Origin of the sequence: Mesorhizobium sp. M1A.F.Ca.IN.020.03.2.1, from assembly GCF_004023205.1 — a bacterium.
Classification (GTDB): domain Bacteria; phylum Pseudomonadota; class Alphaproteobacteria; order Rhizobiales; family Rhizobiaceae; genus Mesorhizobium.
This window is the reverse complement of the sequence record NZ_RZSV01000104.1, coordinates 1-19,670: the sequence shown is the minus strand read 5'-3', so window position 1 is coordinate 19,670 and position 19,670 is coordinate 1. Positions and strand designations below refer to the sequence as shown.

25 protein-coding genes are annotated in these 19,670 nt (G+C 62.7%); 22 read left to right on the top strand and 3 right to left on the bottom strand.

Annotated elements, in window-relative coordinates; all coding sequences use genetic code 11:
- The 4 genes from EOA79_RS32830 to EOA79_RS17705 form a co-directional block, all read left to right on the top strand.
- The coding region (locus tag EOA79_RS32830; RefSeq protein WP_206639251.1) for a hypothetical protein at positions 1-364 on the top strand (364 nt) is incomplete at its 5' end.
- A 93-nt stretch (positions 365-457) separates the two neighbouring features.
- Positions 458-2,575, top strand: a complete 2,118-nt coding sequence (locus tag EOA79_RS17715; RefSeq protein WP_127335317.1) for a phage tail tip lysozyme — start codon at positions 458-460, stop codon at positions 2,573-2,575.
- Complete coding sequence (locus tag EOA79_RS17710; RefSeq protein WP_127239335.1) at positions 2,575-3,150, top strand: phage baseplate protein; 576 nt, start codon at positions 2,575-2,577, stop codon at positions 3,148-3,150. Before EOA79_RS17715 ends, EOA79_RS17710 begins: the two co-directional genes overlap by 1 nt.
- A complete protein-coding gene (locus EOA79_RS17705; RefSeq protein ID WP_127239336.1) occupies positions 3,150-3,464 on the top strand; it encodes a hypothetical protein in 315 nt (104 codons plus the stop codon). Before EOA79_RS17710 ends, EOA79_RS17705 begins: the two co-directional genes overlap by 1 nt.
- On the opposite strand, the gene EOA79_RS17700 is transcribed toward EOA79_RS17705, so the two are convergent.
- Positions 3,465-3,722: a hypothetical protein gene (locus EOA79_RS17700; protein ID WP_127335318.1), complete on the bottom strand. Its 258-nt coding sequence runs from the start codon at positions 3,720-3,722 to the stop codon at positions 3,465-3,467.
- A gap of 16 nt (positions 3,723-3,738) precedes the next feature.
- Between EOA79_RS17700 and EOA79_RS17695 the strand changes: the two genes are divergently transcribed.
- From EOA79_RS17695 to EOA79_RS34125, 17 genes are all read left to right on the top strand, one after another.
- Complete coding sequence (locus EOA79_RS17695; RefSeq protein ID WP_127239337.1) at positions 3,739-4,602, top strand: hypothetical protein; 864 nt, start codon at positions 3,739-3,741, stop codon at positions 4,600-4,602.
- Positions 4,599-5,261 (top strand): hypothetical protein, encoded by a 663-nt coding sequence (locus EOA79_RS17690; protein ID WP_127239338.1) that lies wholly within the window; start codon positions 4,599-4,601, stop codon positions 5,259-5,261. Before EOA79_RS17695 ends, EOA79_RS17690 begins: the two co-directional genes overlap by 4 nt.
- Positions 5,258-5,608 (top strand): hypothetical protein, encoded by a 351-nt coding sequence (locus tag EOA79_RS17685; RefSeq protein WP_127239339.1) that lies wholly within the window; start codon positions 5,258-5,260, stop codon positions 5,606-5,608. Before EOA79_RS17690 ends, EOA79_RS17685 begins: the two co-directional genes overlap by 4 nt.
- 3 nt (positions 5,609-5,611) lie before the next feature.
- Positions 5,612-7,048, top strand: coding sequence for a baseplate J/gp47 family protein (locus EOA79_RS17680; protein ID WP_127335319.1), 1,437 nt, complete (start codon positions 5,612-5,614; stop codon positions 7,046-7,048).
- Between the two features lie 6 nt (positions 7,049-7,054).
- Positions 7,055-7,804, top strand: coding sequence for a DUF2612 domain-containing protein (locus EOA79_RS17675; protein ID WP_127335320.1), 750 nt, complete (start codon positions 7,055-7,057; stop codon positions 7,802-7,804).
- A 10-nt stretch (positions 7,805-7,814) separates the two neighbouring features.
- Positions 7,815-9,290: a hypothetical protein gene (locus EOA79_RS34135; protein WP_128293129.1), complete on the top strand. Its 1,476-nt coding sequence runs from the start codon at positions 7,815-7,817 to the stop codon at positions 9,288-9,290.
- A 58-nt stretch (positions 9,291-9,348) separates the two neighbouring features.
- Positions 9,349-11,334, top strand: a complete 1,986-nt coding sequence (locus EOA79_RS17665; RefSeq protein WP_127335705.1) for a hypothetical protein — start codon at positions 9,349-9,351, stop codon at positions 11,332-11,334.
- 11 nt (positions 11,335-11,345) lie between these two features.
- Positions 11,346-11,738: a hypothetical protein gene (locus EOA79_RS17660; protein ID WP_245460830.1), complete on the top strand. Its 393-nt coding sequence runs from the start codon at positions 11,346-11,348 to the stop codon at positions 11,736-11,738.
- Positions 11,739-11,819: 81 nt separating this feature from the next.
- Complete coding sequence (locus EOA79_RS17655; protein ID WP_127241880.1) at positions 11,820-12,590, top strand: lysozyme; 771 nt, start codon at positions 11,820-11,822, stop codon at positions 12,588-12,590.
- Entirely contained in the window at positions 12,566-13,069 is a 504-nt protein-coding gene (locus EOA79_RS17650; RefSeq protein WP_127241879.1) for a hypothetical protein, read from the top strand. Before EOA79_RS17655 ends, EOA79_RS17650 begins: the two co-directional genes overlap by 25 nt.
- Positions 13,070-13,073: 4 nt before the next feature.
- Positions 13,074-13,262: a hypothetical protein gene (locus EOA79_RS17645; RefSeq protein ID WP_127215458.1), complete on the top strand. Its 189-nt coding sequence runs from the start codon at positions 13,074-13,076 to the stop codon at positions 13,260-13,262.
- A complete protein-coding gene (locus EOA79_RS17640; RefSeq protein ID WP_127241878.1) occupies positions 13,259-13,567 on the top strand; it encodes a hypothetical protein in 309 nt (102 codons plus the stop codon). Before EOA79_RS17645 ends, EOA79_RS17640 begins: the two co-directional genes overlap by 4 nt.
- Before the next feature lie 427 nt (positions 13,568-13,994).
- A complete protein-coding gene (locus EOA79_RS17635; protein ID WP_127241877.1) occupies positions 13,995-14,741 on the top strand; it encodes a hypothetical protein in 747 nt (248 codons plus the stop codon).
- Entirely contained in the window at positions 14,738-15,337 is a 600-nt protein-coding gene (locus EOA79_RS17630) for a hypothetical protein (RefSeq protein ID WP_127241876.1), read from the top strand. Before EOA79_RS17635 ends, EOA79_RS17630 begins: the two co-directional genes overlap by 4 nt.
- Positions 15,300-15,968, top strand: a complete 669-nt coding sequence (locus EOA79_RS17625; protein WP_127241875.1) for a hypothetical protein — start codon at positions 15,300-15,302, stop codon at positions 15,966-15,968. The genes EOA79_RS17630 and EOA79_RS17625 overlap by 38 nt, the downstream gene beginning before the upstream one ends.
- Before the next feature lie 106 nt (positions 15,969-16,074).
- Positions 16,075-16,458, top strand: coding sequence for a hypothetical protein (locus tag EOA79_RS34130; protein ID WP_281010227.1), 384 nt, complete (start codon positions 16,075-16,077; stop codon positions 16,456-16,458).
- Entirely contained in the window at positions 16,449-16,973 is a 525-nt protein-coding gene (locus EOA79_RS34125) for a hypothetical protein (protein WP_348626935.1), read from the top strand. Before EOA79_RS34130 ends, EOA79_RS34125 begins: the two co-directional genes overlap by 10 nt.
- 58 nt (positions 16,974-17,031) lie before the next feature.
- Here the strand turns inward: EOA79_RS34125 and EOA79_RS17615 are convergent, their stop codons facing one another.
- The gene (locus EOA79_RS17615; protein ID WP_127241874.1) at positions 17,032-17,244 is read right to left on the bottom strand and encodes a hypothetical protein; all 213 of its coding nucleotides are present in this window, start codon (positions 17,242-17,244) and stop codon (positions 17,032-17,034) included.
- 858 nt (positions 17,245-18,102) lie between these two features.
- Positions 18,103-18,357: a hypothetical protein gene (locus EOA79_RS17605; protein ID WP_127242323.1), complete on the bottom strand. Its 255-nt coding sequence runs from the start codon at positions 18,355-18,357 to the stop codon at positions 18,103-18,105.
- A gap of 224 nt (positions 18,358-18,581) precedes the next feature.
- On the opposite strand from EOA79_RS17605, the gene EOA79_RS32825 reads away from it, so the two are divergent.
- Positions 18,582-18,758 (top strand): hypothetical protein, encoded by a 177-nt coding sequence (locus EOA79_RS32825; RefSeq protein WP_164747113.1) that lies wholly within the window; start codon positions 18,582-18,584, stop codon positions 18,756-18,758.
- Positions 18,759-19,670: the final 912 nt, after the last annotated feature.

Genomic DNA, 19,670 nt, shown 5'->3' with positions numbered 1-19,670 from the left:
CGACGACTTCGCCGGCATGGGCATGCAGGGCATCGCCATCGTCGGCATACGGGCGATCACCAAGATCGATTTCGAGGATGCCGAACCGCTGCTCGACGAGATGATGGAATGCGTGACCATCAAGCCCGATCCGCGCAACCCGGCCATCCAGCGCCCGCTGATCGAGGGTGACGTCGAGGAGATCGCGACGCTGATCCAGCTCCGGCAGGAGGTCATCAACCTTCACGTCAGTTTTTTTACAGGCGGCGGCCAGTCGAAATCGATCTCGACACAGTCGCCGGCGTCCGCCTCCTCGAATACGGCAATGTCTCCCGAGCCATCGGTCAGGTTCTCTCAAAGGGCAAAACCTCGCTCCGCGAGTTAGACGAGTGGTTGTCGATCGAGGACGTCCACGACCTTCTCGAGGTGGCGATGGTCGACGCCCACAACCTGATGCTGCTGAGAAAGAGGGACGAGAATGCCAACGGTCATTGACAGCCTGATCGTCACGCTTGGCCTCGATCCCAAGGACTTCAACGACGGCCAGAAGAAGACGGCCGATTCCTGGCTCAAGACCGTCAACGCCTTCCGCAAGGGCGGCAAGGACGTCGAGGAGAGTTCGAAGAAGGCGGCCGAGACCGTCAACTTGATCACGCGACGCGTGCTCGAACTCTTCGCCGTCATCACCGGCAGCCAGGCGCTCAGCGACTTCGTGCGCAAGCTCACCAATGCGGATGCCTCGCTCGGCCGCTTCGCGTCGAGCCTGGGGGAATCGCCCCAGCGCATCGCGGCCTGGGAGAATGCGGCCGAACGCTTTGGCGGCTCGGCCGACGCCACCGCGTCGACCCTGGAGCGCGTCAACAAGCAGCTCTACAACCTCAACAAGAACGGCGAGGCGCTGCCGCGCGAATTCTCGCAGTTGCAGGCCTGGACCGGTATGCGGATCGACCCCAACCATGGGCTCGATCGCTATCTGTCGGATGTCGCAGCGGCTCTGCAGAGGTTGCACCAGATCGACGGCGGCGCGGCGCACAATGTCGCACAGGCGCTGGGCATCGACCCGGCGACCGAACAGCTCATGTACAAGATGGGCGCGGGCATCGACGTCTATCTCGACAAGCTCCAGAAGAGCCTGTCGCCGAGCAACGATGCCATCGAATCCGCGCAGAAACTGCAAGCGAGCTGGGCCGAGCTCCTCCAGCACATCATCGCGCTCGCCAACGCCATCTATGACAAGCTCGGCCCGGTGCTGGTCGATGCGGCGGCAAAGATGTCGGCCTGGATCGACAAGAACCAGGACTGGATCCGGACCGGCATCGTCGACGCCGTGAAGCATTTCATCGACTTCCTCGACAAGATCGACTGGAACGCGGTCGGCGCCGGCATGCAGAATTTCGCGCACGGCGCGAAAGACGTCGTGGATGGGCTCGGCGGCATCGTGCACGCGACCGAGATCCTGTTCGGGCTTTGGCTTGGGTCAAAGTTCCTCCGCGTTCTCGGCAACATGCGAATGCTCGCGGGTGCCGGGGGCGGAGTCGCGACTGGCACGGGTGCAGGAGCCGGCCTGGTGGGTCTCTTCGGCAGGCTATCGCCTTGGCTGGCCATGCTGAGCCTGTCGGGCGACACCCAACAAAAGACGGGCGGCTATAACCCACCCGACTTCGAACTCGACCAGATAACGGCTCTCAAGCATTGGGATGGCAGCGGTCCGCAGACGCGCAACCATGCGCATCGGGCCGGCGAGACCACCGTCGACGGCAAGCCCGTTTCGAGGGGCAATCCGCTTCCCGTCACCATCGCCGACCAGAAGAGCGACGGCGGCGGCTTCTGGAGCAACCTGGTCAGCGGCATCGGCAGTCTGTTCGGCGCCGGCAGCACCGGCGGCTCGGCGGGCAAGCTTGGAGCGCTCGCTGGCGGCATGGTGGGCGGCACCGGTCCTGGTGGCCCGCAGCGGGCCTCTGGCGGCACGCAAGGCTGGTGGACGCCCGAGCGGCAGTCGCAGGCCTACCAGACCCTCACGGCCGGCGGCTTGTCGGATGCGGGCGTGCGCGGCCTCATCTCGCGCTGGATGAATGTCGAGGCGGCCGGCGGCCCTTCGACCGTCAACAGCATCGGCGCGTCTGGTGTGGCGCAGTGGCTCGGGTCGCGTAAGGCGCGCCTCATGGCCTTCGCCAAGGCGCGCGGTAAAGACTGGAACGATGCCGAGACGCAGTATCAGTTCGTCCTGTCCGAACTGAACGGCTCCGAGAGCCGGGCCGGGAGCATGCTGCGCAATGCCAAGACCGACGCGCAGGGCGCAACCGGTGCCTCGATGTTCGAACGCGCCGAGGGCTACAATGCCTGGTCGGGCATGGACGCCTACACCGGTAAAACCTATCGGGGCATGAAGGCCATCAACACTGGCGCCGCCTCGGCGGCGCTGTCGAACATGTCGAGCACCCACACAGCCACGACGTCGACCAGCTCGGTCGAGGCCCATATCGGCAAGGTCGAGGTTCACAGCCAGGCAACCGATGCCAACGGCGTTGCGGCCGACATCAACGACGCGCTCAGCCGGCGTCTCTTCACCGCGCAGGCAAATAGTGGATTGGCGTGATGGCCGGCATTCTTGAACTTCTGACCCAGGATGCCTTCGGGTTGCTGTCGAGCGCATTCGGCCTGCAACCGTGGGGCATCTATTTCGGCGGCGTGCCGGTGATCGTCGCCGACAACGTCGTTGAAGTGCAGTATCGCCAGCAATGGTCGATCTCTGACTTCCCGGTCGAGCAGGGGACCTTCGAGAGCTACGACAAGGTCCAGATACCCTACGATGCGCGGCTCCGCTTCACGGCCGGCGGATCGGCGGCTAACCGCGCTGCGATGCTGGCCTCGATCGCGGCCGTCGCTGGCGACACCAACCTCTACGACGTGGTGACGCCGGAGGCGGTCTATCTCTCCTGCAACATCACCCACTACGACTACAGCCGGCGCTCGAATGAGGGGATGGGGCTTCTGTCGGTCGATATCTGGCTGATCGAAGTGCGCCAAGCCGCCGGCGCCGCTATGTCCAACACCCAGGATCCAAGCGGGGCATCTCAGGTCAACGGCGGCACTGTCCAGACCGTGCCGGCGAGCAGCGCGCAGCTCGAGCAATTCCAGACGTCGTCTGGGCTACCGGCCGGGCGCCTCTGATGGTCATCATCCCTCTGCAGGCGGTGCCGAACCAGGCGGTCGGCGTGACGCTGGACGGGCAGGTCTCGCAGATCAGCCTCTACCAGAAGAACACGGGTCTGTTCATCGACCTCTATGTCGACAACGTGCTCGTGATAGGCGGGGTGATCTGCCAGAACCTCAATCGGATCGTCCGGTCTCTCTATCTCGGCTTCTCCGGCGATCTGCTCTTCATCGACAACCAGGGCGACACGGACCCGTATTACACCGGGCTCGGCACCCGCTACAGCCTCGCCTACGTGTCGGCGAGCGAGCTTCCGGCGGGCGTCGGCTGATCAGTTGCAGCGTTTGAACCGGTCGCCGGCAAAGCAGGTGTGGAGCTGCTTCAACTGCGCCGCCACCGCCTCGCGCTGGTCGCAAGCCTTGATGGTGTCGGGATCATCGCCCGATCCGCCGCGGCACTGCTCATTCAGGTCGAGATAGGTCTTCTCGAGCGCGGCCTTGTTCGGCTTCGCCAGCGCCGGCGCGACGGTGAAAAGCAGGAGGGCGGTCGCGGCGGCAAGGACTTTCGGCATGGTCGTAACTTTCTTCATGTGAGGCGGTGATCGGATGGCATTCAGCCAGAAGCGAATTTCCGTCGAGTTCGAACTCGCCAATGGACAGTTTGAAGGCGGCGGCAACACCGCAGAAGTCGCCGGTTTGCGCGTCGCCTGCAACATCGTCAACGCCGGGCAAGGCTCCGGGCAAGCGGAAATTTCGATCTGGGGCCTGCCGCTCGCTCTGATGAACCAGCTATCCACCGTCGGTTCACAGTATCTCCAGATGTACAAGAACGGCATTTCGGTGCTCGCTGGAGACGACGAGACCGGGCAGAACGTCGTGTGGACGGGCGCCATCGTCTATGCCTACGTCGACGCGCAGGCGATGCCGGATGTGTGCTTCCGGATCAGCTCGCTCCCGGGCGTTTTCCATGCCGCGAAGCCGATCCCGCCACTGAGCATCAAGGGCTCCGGCGACGCCTCGCAGATGATGAAATCTCTCGCGGGGCAGATGGGCCTCGCGTTCGAGGACGCTGGCGTCAAGGTGAAGTTCGCCAACCCCTACTATCCGGGCACGGCATGGACGCAGATGCTGGCGATCGCGCGCGACGGCGGCTTCGACGTCGGCATCGATCGCGGCACGATGGTGATCACGCCACCGGGCAAGGCGCGAAACAGCGACACGGTTCTGATTTCGGCAGAGACCGGCATGGTCGGCTACCCGTTCTTCCAGCAGGCCTTCGTGCTGGTCCGCGCGCTCTACAATCCGGCGGTGAAGTATCAGGGCAAGGTGCAGATCCAGAGCGACCTGACGCCGGCAAACGGCACATGGAAGGTCAACCGCCTCGAGTATCAGTTGGAGGCAATGATGCCCCACGGAAAGTGGTTCATGCTCCTCGAATGCATCGCCGTTGATGCCTCGGCGCCGGCATGAGCGGCCAAGGCTATTTCGGTCAGCAGACCACATCTGACGACACCGCCGAGATCAACCGGCTGCGCTTCCTCATTCGCCAGGAGCTGGCGCAGGCGCGCACGGGCATCCCCGTCAAGGTCGCCGCGGTGCATGGTGGCGGCGTCGGCGCGCCGCCCACGGTGGATGTGATGCCGCTGATCAATCAGACGGACGGGCAAGGCAACCAGACGCCCCACGGCGTCATCTACGGCATCGCCACGATGCGCAACCAGGGCGGCACCAACGGCATCATCAACGATCCGAAGGTCGGCGACATCGGCCACATGACGATCTCGGACCGCGACATCTCGGCGCTGAAAGCCAACGGCGGAGCGCAGTCAAACCCGGGCAGCTTCCGGCGCGGCAACATGTCGGACGGCATCTATCAGGGGGCCATCGCCAATCCGGCCAACCAGGACCAGGCCGTCCAGTTTACCGAGGGCGGAATCAAGCTCTTCGACAAGAACGGGCAGATCATCGAGTTCGCGGCCGGCTCCGTCACCATCACCACCGCGCAGCTGCGGGTGACGGGCGACGTCATCGCCGGCGCCGGTGGGGAGAACATCAGCGTGCTCAACCATCTTCACACCAACGTCCAGCCCGGCGGCGGCACGTCAGGCCCACCGGAGCCCGGAACATGAAGACGCTCCTTCTCGACACCGACACCTGGGACTTAGTGGCGGACGCGTCGGGCAACATCGCTGTCGCCGACGAGCCCTACGCGCTGGCGCAGGACGCGGCGAGCGCGATCAGGCTGTTCGCGGGCGAGCTCTACTACGACACCACGCAGGGCACTCCCTACTTCGACCAGATCCTGGGCAAGGCGCCGCCGGTCTCGCTCATGAAGGCGTACTTCAATCGTGCCGCCTTGACGGTGCCTGGCGTGGTCTCGGCGCAGACCTTCATCCAGTCCTGGACCGATCGGACTGTCACCGGCCAGGTGCAGGTGACGGACGCGGCCGGCAACACCACCGCAGCGAGCTTCTAGCACATGGTCGACACCACCAACGTTCCCCCACCGCAATGGACGGACTCGGGGTTCCTGATCCCGTCGGCCGCGGAGGTGCTGGCGGGCGTGACCGAGGACATCAACGGCGCGTTCGGCGGCGTCCTCAATCCCGCGCTGAACACGCCGCAAGGGCAGCTCGCCAGCAGCGAGACGGCGGTAATCGACGAGGTCAACTCGACGTTCCTCTATTTCACCAACCAGGTCGATCCCGCCTATGCGACCGGCCGGATGCAGGATGCGATCGCGCGCATCTACTTCATCGAGCGCAACCCGGCCCAGCCGACGGTCGTGCAGGCGCTCTGCAGTGGCTTGCCGAGCGTCGCCATCCCGACGGGCTCGTTGGCCCTTGCCGAAGATGGCAACCAGTATCTGTGCACCGAGGATGGCGTCATCGGCGTCGACGGCACTGTCACCTTGCCGTTCGAGTGCCTGGTGGTCGGGCCGATCCCATGCCCTGCCGGAAGCCTCGACCAGATTTTTCGAGCGATCCCCGGATGGGATTCGATCACGAACCCGGATGACGGCGTGCTAGGCAACAATGTCGAGAGCCGGTCGGCTTTCGAGGCGCGCCGTGCTGCCTCCGTCGCGTTGAATTCGCAGGGCTCGCTTCCGTCGGTCCTGGGCGCGATGCTGGCGGTGCCGAACGTCATCGACGCGTTCGTGACAGAGAACGCCAGCAATGACGTGCAGCAGATCGGCGGCGTCTCGATCTATCCGAACTCGCTCTATGTCGCGGTGGTCGGCGGCGATGCTGACGATGTCGCGCAAGCGATCTGGTCGCGCAAAGCGCCCGGCTGCGCATACAACGGCAATACGACGGTCACGGTCTACGACCAGAGCCCCGGCTATGTCCCGCCGTACCCTGCTTATCGGGTGAGCTTCGAGATCCCCGATCCGTTGGCGATCCTGTTCGCGGTCAACATCGTCAACACGCATCTCGTCCCCGCCGATGCCGCGACGCAAATCCAGAATGCCATCGTCAGCGCCTTTGCTGGCGGCGATGGTGGGCCGCGCGCGAAGATCGGCACCACGCTATTTGCGAGCCGCTTCTACGCGCCCGTGGCTGCCCTTGGCTCGTGGGCGCAGATCATCTCGATCGAGGTAGGCTCGAACAACAACCCCAGCGCCGTCTTCACGGGCCAGATCGCCGGAACGATACTGACGGTCTCCGCCGTTGCGTCGGGGGAGCTGGCGGTCGGGCAGATCATTTCCGACACCACCGGCGCGCTGACCGTCGGCACCACCATCACCGCGCTCGGCACCGGCTCGGGCGGCACCGGTACCTATGTCGTCTCGAACAACAAGAACGTGTCAATCGAGACCATGACGGCCGCGATCCCCAATCGCTTCGACATCGCCGTCGACATCGACCAGGTGCCGACGATCTCCCCCAACGACATCTTCGTCACCCTAACCTGATCGATCATGGAAGACACAGGACCTCCCTATCCCAGGCCACCGGCCGGGATACCGAACGGCTTTGGCCAATTCGCCATTGGCATCAGCCCGATCGGCGATTTCCCGCCTTTCGACGTTTGGCGCACTGTCATCAGCCAGTATGCGAATGCGCCCACGCTGACGCAGCTGATTGGGAACATCTTCTCGTATCTCGACCAGACGGCCAACTTCGATGCGTTCTTCGACTACATCTGGAACGTCGACACGGCGCAGGGCTACGGGCTCGACGTCTGGGGCCGCATCGTCGGCGTCAGCCGGGTTTTGCAGGTCACGACCGGGAACTGGTTCGGCTTCGATGAGGCGAAGCCGGGAGCCGATCCGTTCGGGCAAGGCGCGTTCTATTCCGGCGCTCCGCTCACCTCGAATTTCGCGCTGTCGGACGAGGCATACCGCCGGCTCATCTTCGCCAAGGCTGCAGCCAACATCAGCAACGGCTCGATTCCGGCGATCAACCAGATCCTGCTCAGCCTCTTCCCCAACAGGGGCAACGCCTACGTTACCGAGGGCGGCAATTACGGGACATGGTTCGGCTTCGAGGAATCGCTGAACTCCGTCGGCTTCAACCAGGCATCGTTCTACGCGGGCTCGCCGATCGAGACGATGGCGATGACCTACACCTTCGCCTTCCAGCTGACCCCTGTCGAACTCGCGATCGTCCAGAACTCCGGCGTCTTGCCGAAGCCGACCGGCGTCAAGGCGTCGGTCGTCATCATCTAAGGGTCCCTCCATGAAGCTTTCCGCCTTGCCTGCCAAGTTCCCCGTAGCTTGGGGAGCTTCGGCGAGCCCGAGCTACATCCGCTCCATCCCGCTCGGCTCGCAGATCGGGATTGTGAATGGCGCGGCCTCACTGACCGACGGCTTTCCGCCACTCAACTTCCTGCCGGTCGGATCGGGCGGCGTGCCGCCGTTCGGCCAGGACATGAACGGCATTCTGCAGCAGATCACGCAATGGTCGCAGTGGCAGAATGCAGGCGGTCTGGTCCCCTACGATCCGGCCTTCTCGGCAGCGATCGGCGGGTATCCCAAGAGCGCGTTGCTGGCTGGCGCGGCGACTGGCGTCGTTTGGCTGAGCACGGCCGACGACAATACGTCCGACCCTGATACGAGCGGCGCGAATTGGGTCAACATCGGAGCCGCATCCGCGCCCATCATGGTCGGTACCGATGCGGGCTCGGCCAATGTCTGCACCGCCACGGTCCTGCCGGGGCCGAGCGCTTATGTCGACGGCCAGATCTTCGTCGTCCAGAAGGCCGCCTTCGACAACAACGGCGCCATGACGGGCAACATTGACGGGCTGGGCACCCATCCTATCGTGAACATGGACGGGACCGCGCTGACGGCAAAGCAATGGCCAGGGAGTGCCACCGGCATACTGGAGTTCAACAACGCAACGACGTCGTTCCGTCTGCTTAACCCGGCTGTGACCGTAGCCGCCAACGCGGGCCTTGCCGCGACCGATCAGCAGGTCCTTTCGCTGAGCATCACGAGTTTGCCGGCACCCACCGGAGCACTTTCCTTGAACGACAGCCTTCCGCTGCATGTGGTGTCGGACGGTGCGGATCGCGAGGTCACGCTAGCGGCGCTCGCCACAATTCTCCCTGGCGCGATGAAGGCCATGCGCGTCATGACGGCGAGCGGAACCTACACGCCCACGGTCGGTGCCAAGAGCATGCTCGTCTTTGCCACGGGCGCAGGCGGCGCAGGCGGCGGCAATGCCACGACAAACGGCTTCACCGGCGGCGGCGGAAGCGCGGGCGGAACGGCGGTCTATTTCGGCCCGGTCTCGCAGCAGACCGTCACCATCGGTGCCGGCGGCGTCCCCAATCCATCATCCGGTTCCGATCTCATCGGCGGTTCCGGCGGAACAACCTCTTTCGGCGCTCTTGCCGTCGCTACCGGCGGCATTGGCGGTTCTTCCAGCGGCACCAACTCATTTGGAGCGGGCGGCCAGGGGGTGGGAACCGGAACCGCCGGAACCCTCTTGGTGCCCGGCGGTGGCGGCTCGCCTGGTTCAGGCCATGAAGGCGGTTGCGGGGGCACCTCGTTCTGGGGCGGCGGCGGCTACGGCGGCGCAACGCCTTCGACCGGCGTCCAGGTACCCGGCGGTCCGGGCTCTCTCGGCGGCGGCGGTGGTGGTGGCGACGGCGGCGGCGCCGGCGGGGCCGGCGGCAACGGTGTGGTCGTCATCTTCGAATTCGACTGATCGCGGCATCGTCACCCTCGCCTAAGCCAACCACTCACACACATTCGGATTGGGACAAATGAATCCCTTCAGCTACGGCAATGTCCTGACCGCTGGCCAGTGGAGCTATCTGTTCTCACAGAAGCAGGACGCGCTCGGCTATACCCCGGTGAACCGGGGCGGCGACACGATGCAAGGGCCGCTCAACACCCAGGCCTCTACGTCCGACGGCGCTGGATTCAGCATCCCTCCTGGCGCTGCTCCGGGAGTACCGGTCGACGGCCAGATCTGGATGACCATCTTTGGGCTCTTCTTTCAGATCGGCGGGAAAACGATCGGACCGATCGCCAACGGCACTATCGTTGGCCCTTCGAGTTCCGTGGTGGGCGACATTCCCGTTTTCTCCACGACCGGCGGCACTGCCCTTGCTGACAGCGGGATCTCGCTCGCATCGCAGCTCCCCAACCTCATCCTGGCTACTCCAGCCTTCGGAAGTGGAGTGCCCGCATTCCGAGCGCTGATCGGGGCTGATCTACCCACGCCGCAGCCGGTGGCCCTTGGTGGCGTAAAATCTGCGGCCGCTCCTCCCCATCAGTTCGGGACGGGTGTCGATACCAGCGGTAACCCGACGTTTGCGCAGCCTGCAATCAGCGACGTCTCGGGCCTTGCCGCGAACATGCTGGCCTTTCTTGCCGGCGGCACGAGCGCCCAGCTCGCCGCGGCGATGGTCGACGAGACCGGTAGCGGTCCGCTTGTCTTCGCCACAAACCCGACCGTTGCCCTTGGCTCGGCCTCGACCGCCGTCACCCAGACGCCCGGCGACAATTCGACCAAGCTGGCAACGACGGCCTATGTGCAGGCAGCGATCTTCGCCACCACGACGCTGCCGGCGACCAGGCTGGCCACGACCACCGCGCTTCCGACGGTCACCTATGCCAACGGAGCATCCGGCGTCGGTGCCACGCTCACCGCCTCTGCCAACGGTGCTTTAACCGTCGATGGCGTAGCCGCGAACCTCAACGACGTGATCCTGGTCAAGAACCAGGCCTCGTCGTTCCAGAACGGCATCTACACGGTCACGGCGACCGGTAGCGCCGGCGCGCCTTTCGTCCTGACGCGTGCGACCTACTACAATCTCTCCGCCGACATCGATCTTGGCGACCAGACTTTCGTGACGGGTGGAGCGACGCAGGGCGCCACGACCTGGACGCAGAATGCCAAGGAAAACCCGGTCATTGGGACCGACCCGATCACGTTCGCCCAGACGGCGGGCGTTGGTTCCTACACAGCCGGCAACGGCCTCGTCCTGGCGGGCACGCAGTTCGCGATCGACACGACGATCGTCACTGACCTGTCCTCGGCGCAGTCGCTCTCCAACAAGACGCTGGTGAGCCCGGCACTCAGCGGCGTGCCCACCGCGCCGACTGCAGCGGCAGGCACGAATAGCGCGCAGATCGCCAGCACGGCATTTGCTGCGGCCGCTGCGGCGACCGCAGCTGCCGGCTCGCTTGTCAACGTCCAGGTAAAGACTGCCTCGGGCACCTATACGCCTACGGCAGGCGCAAGCCGTGCAATCGTCTTCGTGACGGGCGGCGGCGCTGGCGGCACGACCGGCACCGGCAGCGGCAGTGAAAGCGGCGGCGGCGCTGGTGGCACGAGCATCTTCCTCATGAGCGGTGTCTCGGCACAGACCGTTACAATCGGTTCGGGCGGCGCTGCTGGCGCCGCAGGTGGATCATCCGCGTTCGGCACTGTCACCGCGAACGGCGGCTCTGCGGCAGCCTCTCAGAACGTTGGTGGTCGCGGCGGCGTCCCCGGCACAGGCACGCTTAGCATTGGTGGCGGCGACGGCGGCTCCGGCACCAATGCGACCGGCAACTCCCAAGGCGGCGAGGGTGGCGCAAGCTTCTGGGGCGGCGGCGGCGCGGGCGGCCAGACCGCCGGCGGCCACAACGCCGGCGCGGCTGCGCAGGCATTCGGCGCTGGCGGCGGCGGCGGCTCGTACAGCGCCGGCGCTGGCGGTGCCGGCGCACCCGGCGTCGTTCTCATACTCGAGTTCAAATAAGGATCGCATTCATGCAACTGGCAGTCATCCAAGGCACCGACGTCGTGAACATCATCGAGGGCGACCCGACCTTCACGCTCGACGGCTTCACGATCGTCCCGCTCGCGGAGCCGGGCTATATCGGCGGCACCTATACCAATGGCGCGTTCAGCGCTCCCCCGGCACCGCCTGCCGTTGTCCCGGAAAGCGTGTCGGCTCGGCAATTCCACCTCCAGCTAAGCGTTGCCGGGTTGCGCGCCCAGGTCATCGCCTGGATCGGAACGCAGCCTGTCGAGGTGCAAGACGCCTTCGAATACAGTGGAAGCTTCGTGCGCAACGAGCCGATGCTGGAAACCGGCTTCGCCGCGCTCGGCTACACGTCGGCCCAGATCGACGCGTTCTTCACGGCCGCCGCGCTGCTCTGACGGCGGGCACGCACGCCGGCGTCGACTCGAGTCCTCGTTCTCATCTGATCAAGCTGCCCTCTAGGGCGGAAAGGAAGTGTTATGCGTCTCGTCGCTGACGTGCGCCGCGTGGTGCTGTTGTCTCTGAGTTTCTGGATGCAGGTGTTCGGCCTCGCCGTGCTCGTGCTGCCGGAGCTCTGGTATCGCGTGACCGGCCAGGACTATGACCCAAACGTCGCATGGTGGCTCGGCGTGCTCCTGCTGCTCGCCGGCATTGTTGGCCGGGTCTACCAGCAGGGACTGTCGCCATGGAAGGAATGGATCCGCATCATTGCCGTGGCGGCGATCGCCTTCGCGTTGGCGCTTCTGCTCGCCTGGCCTTCGAGCGCAAGCCCCTTGGCTGGCAGTCCTGCGACCGAGGCACAGACGCTCGACATCGCCGTGCCGTTCATCGCCAAGAAGGAAGGCGAAAAGCTGGTCGCCTATAGGGACTCCGTTGGCGTCCCAACTATAGGCTTCGGCCATACCGCCAATGTGCACATGGGCATGGTGATCACGCACCAGCAGGCGCTCGATCTGCTGCGCCAGGACACCGCCGCGCACCGCACCGGGCTACACCGCTATTTCACGACGGAGACGATCAACGTCCGCCTGCCTGCTACGCGCGATGCCGCCTACACCTCGTTGGCATTCAACGTCGGCGCTGCCGGGGCGGGCAAGAGCACCGCAACGCGCCGCCTCAACGCTGGTGACGTCGCCGGCGGCTGTCAGGCGCTGACCTGGTTCGATGAAGCCGGCCATAGGGTGCTACGCGGCCTATGGGAACGGCGCCAGCAGGAGAAGGCGCTGTGCATGATTGGCGCAAGCCGATGATGCTCGCTTTCATCGCGCCGGTGCTGGCCGTCCTCGGCCCGGTCTGGAATTTTTGCACCAGCCGCTTCGGCCTGCCGCTGGTCGTCGCTGCCGGCATCATCCTCTTTTACGAGGGCCTGCCGCTCGGCCCGCTGCGCGACATTCCCTATGTCGGTCCGAAGCTGACCGGCCTCGTCGGCGGTCGCGTGGATCGAGCATATGCCGCGGGCCAACAGGCCGAGGACGCGATTTGGGAGGAGAAGATCAAGCTCGCCGCCATCGCCCAAGCGGCCGACACCAAGACGCGGCAGCAGGACATCGACGCCGCGGCACAGGCCTACATCGACAAGCAGCATAGCGACGCCGGCCGCATAGCCGAGCTGGTGCGCGGGCAGAAGGACCAAGACAATGCACCGCCCGTTTCGACCAATCCTTCTGGCTGCAAGCCTGATGGCATCTCTGCTGGGGTGTCAGAGCGCCTCGACGCCATCGGTCGATAGCCTGGTGCCGAAGCCGACGGCACACGTCGACCCAAGCGTGATGCAGGATTGCCTCGGCGTCGTCGACATCCCCCATCGTTTCGTCTCGACGGAGGAGGAGACACGGCTGCACGCGGAAGATCGCCGCCGGCTTGGCGATTGCGTTCGCCTCAACCACGCCAAGGGCGATACCATCCAGGCGCTCGTGAAATGAGCGGAGGGTTCCCCCAGCGTCTTCGCGAACTCGACCCGGAAACGATCCTCTGGCTCGATCGCCTCGACAGCAAGCAGCGCGAGGCCCTTATCTGGGCCGGCCGGCTGGATCCTCTGCGGCGCGAAAGGCTCGATAAATTCCTCGATCTGGATGAGGACCATTTCGAAGCTGGGTTCGCCGTTGTTCAACTCTGGACGCGCTTGCGCTGGCTGGGCTCCACATCGATGTGGATCATTCTCACGGTTGCGGGGTTGTTACTGGCATTGACGCAGATAGTCGACCAGCTGAAAGGACCGAAGCCGTGAGGCTGCCGCGCACCGCTTCCGAAGTTCTGACCGGTCTGATTTTCCTATTGGCCGGAGCTCTCGGGGTGCTGCTCTACCTTCAGATAGCACAGGCGCTTCCCTTGTAATCGCCTGCCATCATTTCCAGTCTGCCCACCGGCTTCGGCCGGTGGGGCTCTTTTTTGTTACCCGATCCCTTAGGCGGCGCCGGCCGATAAAATTGTAGCGGCTCGTTAAGACGTCAGTAGGCGGCATGGACCACGTCACCGCGTTGTCTGAGACGGGTGAACAAGTCCCGGTTCACTTCCTCGCCACTTGGCCCGCTGCCTCGGCAGCGGGCTTTTCTAAAAACGTCGACTTGCGGCCTAAAACCTCATGATTTGCTAATGCCGACTTGATGTAATAGGACAAACTCGCCTAGGGAAACGGCGACGGTGTGGGGGATTCTTTGTCGACCTTTAACGAAATCCATGCGTTGCAGTTCGCTTGGTTTACGCCGGAGGAAGCGGCTACAAAAGAAATTGAGGCCACTTTCCGAAACACCTTTGGGCTCATGCCCGATCAGGTGCAGAGACAGCGGCCCCCAGCTTCGCCAGTGCCAATCACCGTTGCGTCAGCAACCGAGGGAACAACTCAGTTTAGAGTTCAAGCCGTCCCCGGTCGGGTCGACTTGTTCATTGAACCGACTTCGAACGACCCCACCCATTTCCCGGCCTTTACCGATTTCGCAGTGATTTTAGAAGGCCTCACCCGAGCAAAAACATTCTGCCAGTTCACGGGCTCCGGCACCTACCGACAGTCTTTCATCGTGAAGCTAGCGAAGCGGGTTCCCGACCCTGCTGGCTTTGGGGACGAATTTGCGAGGATCCTCGGCGTCAACAACAATCTGCGTGGCGCCGCTGATCTCTCATTCCAACTGAACAAGACAGTTCATCTAGGGCAGTACGATATCAATCGCGTTCTTCGATGGACGGCGGAAACTGCTCAGTACCAGCAATTCTCCTTCAATGCGGCGGCTCCACTCACTCCCGGCCCGATTGGCTTGGCGTACTTTGTTACCTATCTTATAGATATCAATACGGTCCCCAATCTCGGCAAGTCGTTTGATGCTGGAGGTCAGATTGCGGTGCTTGAGAAGTTGGGTAGCGTTGTGCAGCGATGCGTTGGATTTGAGAGTCTGGGAGACGTCAAATGAGCGGACTGACGCCGTTTTTCCAGGGTGAAACTTATCCCCTGGATGTTCCAAGCAGTCATCGCATTATGACGGCGAGCTCTGCTCTGGTGCTCGGAGTGGCCGTAGGGATCCTGACTGCCGGCGCAATCACTGCTGCCGAAGCTTCGACGCCGTATGACGCTGCTCCTCGGATCGTTCGCTATTCGTCGGCGACCTCTACTGACGGCTATCTAACAGACCTCCTCCGCCGCGCAGCATTCGTCAACGTGTACGACGCGATCGAGACTATGGCCGCGCTTCCCGTCGATGAGGACTATCATATCAATGCAGCTACTGCTGAAGAGGCTCATTTTACGCTTTCCCTCTTGTATATAATGGGGATAGGCGTCCCGAAGGTCTTTTCACACGATTCAGAATCGGTGACCTTTAGCTGGGCGCGCGGCTCTGATCGGCAATATATTACAGTCTCGGAAGGGGTCGCCTCGCTGCTCCGGACAAGCTCAACAACGAGCGAAATCCTTGACCATTCGTCTTTGCACGAACCGTCGATTGTGGGGCTTCTGAAAGTGGCGGGGCAGTATGGCGGATTCGGAACCGACTTTGTTAGGCAGCAGTGAAGTCGTCGCGAGATGTGCCATATTTCCCCAGTTCTCCAAGGAAGGCGAACCGGGATCTTTTGCCTTCGAAAAGCTGTTCTATTTTAGAGAGCCCAAAGCAAAGACCACGCCCAAGACCTGGCTTCTTTCGGTTGGTTGGCGCGCCAAACTCCCGACGGAGGGCGACGTACACGCGTACGGATGCCGAACAGCAGCGAATAGCAACCAGCGAAGGGCAGAGGAGGCACAGAAAAAAGGTCAGGCGATCGTCCCGTTAGAAGACACGGTTCACTACGTGGGATATTACGAATTCCCCGTGTCAGCGGCGGCCGGCGCGGCCAATGACGTATATGAGGTCTATGCTGAGAACTCCCCGGAAATGGGCGAAGATGCCCATTGTCACGTTGTCTTTAGGGAGAAAACAGATCTTCCGAAAGACCCGCCGAAGAGCGCGCGTCGGACGAAAATTGTTGATGCTATATGGCGCCGTTCCTCCGGTCCAAGAAAGCACATCTGTGCCGCCGACGAGGCTCATAGGGCCTTTCTAGAGGCAATCCCCTTGGAAGAGCCGCCGAATGCGGAGAACCCGACCGGGGTGGATGCGCCAGTGACTGCGAACGATGAGCAAACGGCGCACCGTCAGAAAGCCTAGTCGGATCGACCCAGCGCGCTCTGATCGGTGTCTTCATTCAATTTCGCTAAAATGCTCCGGAACCGGATGGCCGTGCACGGCTTGAATCGCGGTTGGGGTAATGTGCATGCGTAACGCAGGTGACCGGCTGAAGTTCATCAAGCCGCTTGAGCCTATCCAGGTCGAGACGCCTCCGGTCAGCGACGACTGGCTGCATGAGATCAAGTACGATGGCTTCCGCACCCAGCTCGTCCGCGATTGGGCAGGTGTGAGGGCATTCTCACGAAACGGACATGACTGGTCCCAGCGCTACTGGCCGATCGTCACCGCGGCAGAAAAGCTGCCAGCGGAGTCTTTCATCATCGACGGCGAGATGATCGCGCCGGAGCCCGACGGGCGGCCGAACTTCCATGAGATGCATTCGCGCATGACCTGGAACGCCGAGCTGCTCGCCTTCGTCGCCTTCGACCTTCTTTATCTCAACGATGAGCACTTCGTGCTCTGCCGCTGATCGAGCGCAAGGCAAGGCTCTGGGATCTGATCAAGCCGGCCAAGGGCATCATCCAGTATTCCGACCATGTCGAGGGCAACGGCGCTGCCTTCTTTGCAGCCGTTGAGAAGATGGGTCTCGAGGGCATGGTGTCGAAACGGCGCACCAGCAGCTATCGCAGTGGCAAGCAGGATTTCTGGGTAAAGACGAAATGCTGGGAGGTCGGCGACTTCGAACTGCTGGGCATTAAGCGAGAGCCCGGGAAGCCCGCTGCGGCGATCATGGCGCGGGGTGGCCGCTATGCCGGCACAGCAGCCGTGACGCTGCCCAGCGGCCTCAGGGAACGGCTGTGGCAGCGTGTCCAAGAGGCCAGGGCGTCGAAGCCAGCGCAGAGGGTGCCCAGCGCCTTCGCCGATGATGTCGAGTGGGTGAAGCCAGGCATCACCGGCCGGGTAAAGTTCCTTCGCGGCGAACACACGCTCCGCCATGCGACACTGGAGGACTTCGAGAGAAGAAGCGACACAGCCGATTGCTAACGGCGCCGGTACCGTCGCTGCCCAGATTGCCCCCGATTTCGAGGCCCGTCGAGCCGACCTAACCTGGGCTTCCTTGTTTTTCTGTCACATCGAGCAATGCGGCGAGGACTTCGGCCGGAGCTTCAACGCCTACGAAGCTGCGAACAAGGTCACCCGCGCGCGTTTCCCATTGTTCTCGCGGAAGACAGTCCTCCACGACCGAACGCCGGAAGGCTTCTCGGATAACGTCGAATTCAAAAGCGGAAATGAAATTTGCAGAGCGCTTGCTCATTGCTTCCTCCCTGCAGAGTTGGGCGAAAGCACCTGAGTTGACTTCCAAGCGCCCGTTTGCCGTCAGAGGTACGGGCGACGACCGTACCTTACACCCGCACGGGACGGCGTCGCTCTCATTTGTTGTAGCACGGAAAAAGACGACGACCGCCGAACAGGGCGGGGGCTCGGGGTGCGTCGAACGGTCGTCGGAGGGGAAGGGGCCATAGAGGCAGCAAACTGCGTTGCGATTGGCCCTGGCTCACTATGTCGTTGATTCGGCCCGGATGAAAATAGCAAATGTAAACTGGGAGCCCGCGCCAGAGTCATGGCATAGCGAAGGCAGGCTCCAGAATCCTGACGTCAAAGGTGCCGCGTTTGGACAGCAGCAAGCGCTTCTTTTAGGCTCCTCGGATCGGAAACCTTCTCAGCAGTCCCGCGTTGCTTCTCACGAGTTTCGTTACCCCCGGAGGTAAAATGCAAGGTTTGAAGCGGTCGCGCTGGACGGAAACCTACGACCTGAACGAGTTTGCGGCAAAGCACGGTTTGACAACCAGGCAGGCCGAAATTGTGATTCAGAGCAATGGTCCATCCAAGTGCAAATGCGACCTGGCAGCCGAGGCATTTAGGGCCGCGCTCAGACAGTGCAGTCACTCGCGCGAAAAAGGTGCGAGAAGATCTGAAGTTCTATCCAGTGAAGCTCGCGTAATCCGGTCGTCAAGCAGTTGCTAAAATTGGAACTAGATCACGCGCTCGTGAGTTTCGGCCAGAGGTGGTCGATCCCTTCAGATGTAGCCGCCTGGTGGCAACCTAAAAAGCCCGTCGCTTACGCTCAATAGCTGCGACGGGCTTTCGTTTATTTCCGGCGGGCGAACGCGCGTTAGCCGAGCTTCTGGATGCGCCCCTTATCGAGGCGGAACGCGCCACTGTTGCCGCCCTGGCGCTCGAAATCGCTCTGTAGCTCATCCCATATACCGAGATACTTGCCGCAATCGTCGCACTTGATCGGCGTCGAGGGCTCGGCGTCCTTGGGGAGCCTTAGCCGGATGGTGCCGCAATAGGGGCACTCCAGATGATGGTCCAGATACTCGCCGGGTTGGAGGCCCAGTGACCCATGCCCGTTCCCAGCGCCCATAGCTCCCCTCCACAATGCGGCCGGCGCAAGGGGCCGCCCGGATGCCACAAGGCCAACATACGCGCTTTTGGAAAAGTTACAAACGATGTGGGGGCTATTGCGTCCTCGATGATAAGCCTTCCTGCTTCCCCGGAGCCGCCGCTTACGCTCAGCAGCTGCAGCGAATTTTTCACGGGAACAAAACTCGGCCCAATCGCGTTTGGCGCGACTAGGGGACTTCTCGTATGGCCGAAATCAAGCAAGAGCTTGGCAAGCGAGCACAGGCTCACAAGGAATCTAGGGTGCAATTCCTAATCCGAGAAACCGGCATCACCGAAGCGCAAGCGCGCGAGCTCGTCGAGATAATTGGCAATAATCCGAGCTCGCTGCTTCGCGAGGCGCGGCTCCTCAAGCAGGGCTAGCGCGAACTAACTCTAGGCCAGTTGATGTCAACAGCCAGTTACAATCCACAGGTCACTTGAACGCGTACCTCTTAACACCCCCTATTGGGTGGAAAAAATGGACGGGACAGCCATCGCACAAACAGAAGATTGGTCAGTCGGCGCGTCACGATGCGGCTTAGACATGGGGCCCGGCCTGCGGGGTTTGGGTGACCTGGGGTAGACAGGCCGGGCCATGCCCCCGTTTGGGCAGAGGGGCAAGCGTGGATTATGCATAACTTTCGGCGATTGGCATCAGAATTTTAGGCGTAGCTAATAAAAAGCGGTCGCAGTTCGTGCCCTTTTATGAAATAATCTGCACGCCGCGCAGAAGGGCGGCGCTCATGTCATTGTCGCGTTGCAGTGGCGTCTACGGGCCCGCTGACCTGGACATGCTCCAGCGGGTGTTTAGCCGGTTGTGCGACGAGCGGCGTCTAGCCAAGAAGGATCGCGAACAGCGGGAATATCTGGCTAAAGACGTGTTCCAAGCTTTCGTTGACGGCACAACCGATGAGACGGACCTATGGCGCTCGCTCTCTAAGCGGAGCAGAGCCTAGCGATATCCACCACCGCCGTTAAGCTTATTAGCTGGGGCGGGCTTTTCATTAGCTACCACTAAAAACGTGGATGCCTACCGCTGGAAGGGGGCGCATAATCCCTCTCTGCCCCGCGGCCATCGGGGTAAGAGCCCGGCCTGTGCGCCCTAGGTCCCCTCGATACCTCGGCAGGCCGGGCATCTCTGAGGCGGCCCGTTTGCCGGGCTTATTCGCTTAAGTCCTAGAAAATGTTAATGTCAGTCCTGAAAAGGCGGCGCATAATGCGCGTCTGCCCCGGCTCGGAACGGGGTAAGAGGCCCGGCCTGATCCCCACATCCCACCCACCCCGCGACAGGCC

What these genes read in the sequence shown, in the direction of transcription:
- EOA79_RS17715 (WP_127335317.1), top strand. Translation starts at nt 458, where the DNA reads ATGCCAACGGTCATTGACAGCCTGATCGTCACGCTTGGCCTCGATCCC.
- EOA79_RS17710 (WP_127239335.1), top strand. Translation starts at nt 2,575, where the DNA reads ATGGCCGGCATTCTTGAACTTCTGACCCAGGATGCCTTCGGGTTGCTG.
- EOA79_RS17705 (WP_127239336.1), top strand. Translation starts at nt 3,150, where the DNA reads ATGGTCATCATCCCTCTGCAGGCGGTGCCGAACCAGGCGGTCGGCGTG.
- EOA79_RS17700 (WP_127335318.1), bottom strand. Translation starts at nt 3,722, where the DNA reads ATGAAGAAAGTTACGACCATGCCGAAAGTCCTTGCCGCCGCGACCGCC.
- EOA79_RS17695 (WP_127239337.1), top strand. Translation starts at nt 3,739, where the DNA reads ATGGCATTCAGCCAGAAGCGAATTTCCGTCGAGTTCGAACTCGCCAAT.
- EOA79_RS17690 (WP_127239338.1), top strand. Translation starts at nt 4,599, where the DNA reads ATGAGCGGCCAAGGCTATTTCGGTCAGCAGACCACATCTGACGACACC.
- EOA79_RS17685 (WP_127239339.1), top strand. Translation starts at nt 5,258, where the DNA reads ATGAAGACGCTCCTTCTCGACACCGACACCTGGGACTTAGTGGCGGAC.
- EOA79_RS17680 (WP_127335319.1), top strand. Translation starts at nt 5,612, where the DNA reads ATGGTCGACACCACCAACGTTCCCCCACCGCAATGGACGGACTCGGGG.
- EOA79_RS17675 (WP_127335320.1), top strand. Translation starts at nt 7,055, where the DNA reads ATGGAAGACACAGGACCTCCCTATCCCAGGCCACCGGCCGGGATACCG.
- EOA79_RS34135 (WP_128293129.1), top strand. Translation starts at nt 7,815, where the DNA reads ATGAAGCTTTCCGCCTTGCCTGCCAAGTTCCCCGTAGCTTGGGGAGCT.
- EOA79_RS17665 (WP_127335705.1), top strand. Translation starts at nt 9,349, where the DNA reads ATGAATCCCTTCAGCTACGGCAATGTCCTGACCGCTGGCCAGTGGAGC.
- EOA79_RS17660 (WP_245460830.1), top strand. Translation starts at nt 11,346, where the DNA reads ATGCAACTGGCAGTCATCCAAGGCACCGACGTCGTGAACATCATCGAG.
- EOA79_RS17655 (WP_127241880.1), top strand. Translation starts at nt 11,820, where the DNA reads ATGCGTCTCGTCGCTGACGTGCGCCGCGTGGTGCTGTTGTCTCTGAGT.
- EOA79_RS17640 (WP_127241878.1), top strand. Translation starts at nt 13,259, where the DNA reads ATGAGCGGAGGGTTCCCCCAGCGTCTTCGCGAACTCGACCCGGAAACG.
- EOA79_RS17630 (WP_127241876.1), top strand. Translation starts at nt 14,738, where the DNA reads ATGAGCGGACTGACGCCGTTTTTCCAGGGTGAAACTTATCCCCTGGAT.
- EOA79_RS17625 (WP_127241875.1), top strand. Translation starts at nt 15,300, where the DNA reads ATGGCGGATTCGGAACCGACTTTGTTAGGCAGCAGTGAAGTCGTCGCG.
- EOA79_RS34130 (WP_281010227.1), top strand. Translation starts at nt 16,075, where the DNA reads ATGCGTAACGCAGGTGACCGGCTGAAGTTCATCAAGCCGCTTGAGCCT.
- EOA79_RS17615 (WP_127241874.1), bottom strand. Translation starts at nt 17,244, where the DNA reads ATGAGCAAGCGCTCTGCAAATTTCATTTCCGCTTTTGAATTCGACGTT.
- EOA79_RS17605 (WP_127242323.1), bottom strand. Translation starts at nt 18,357, where the DNA reads ATGGGCGCTGGGAACGGGCATGGGTCACTGGGCCTCCAACCCGGCGAG.
- EOA79_RS32825 (WP_164747113.1), top strand. Translation starts at nt 18,582, where the DNA reads ATGGCCGAAATCAAGCAAGAGCTTGGCAAGCGAGCACAGGCTCACAAG.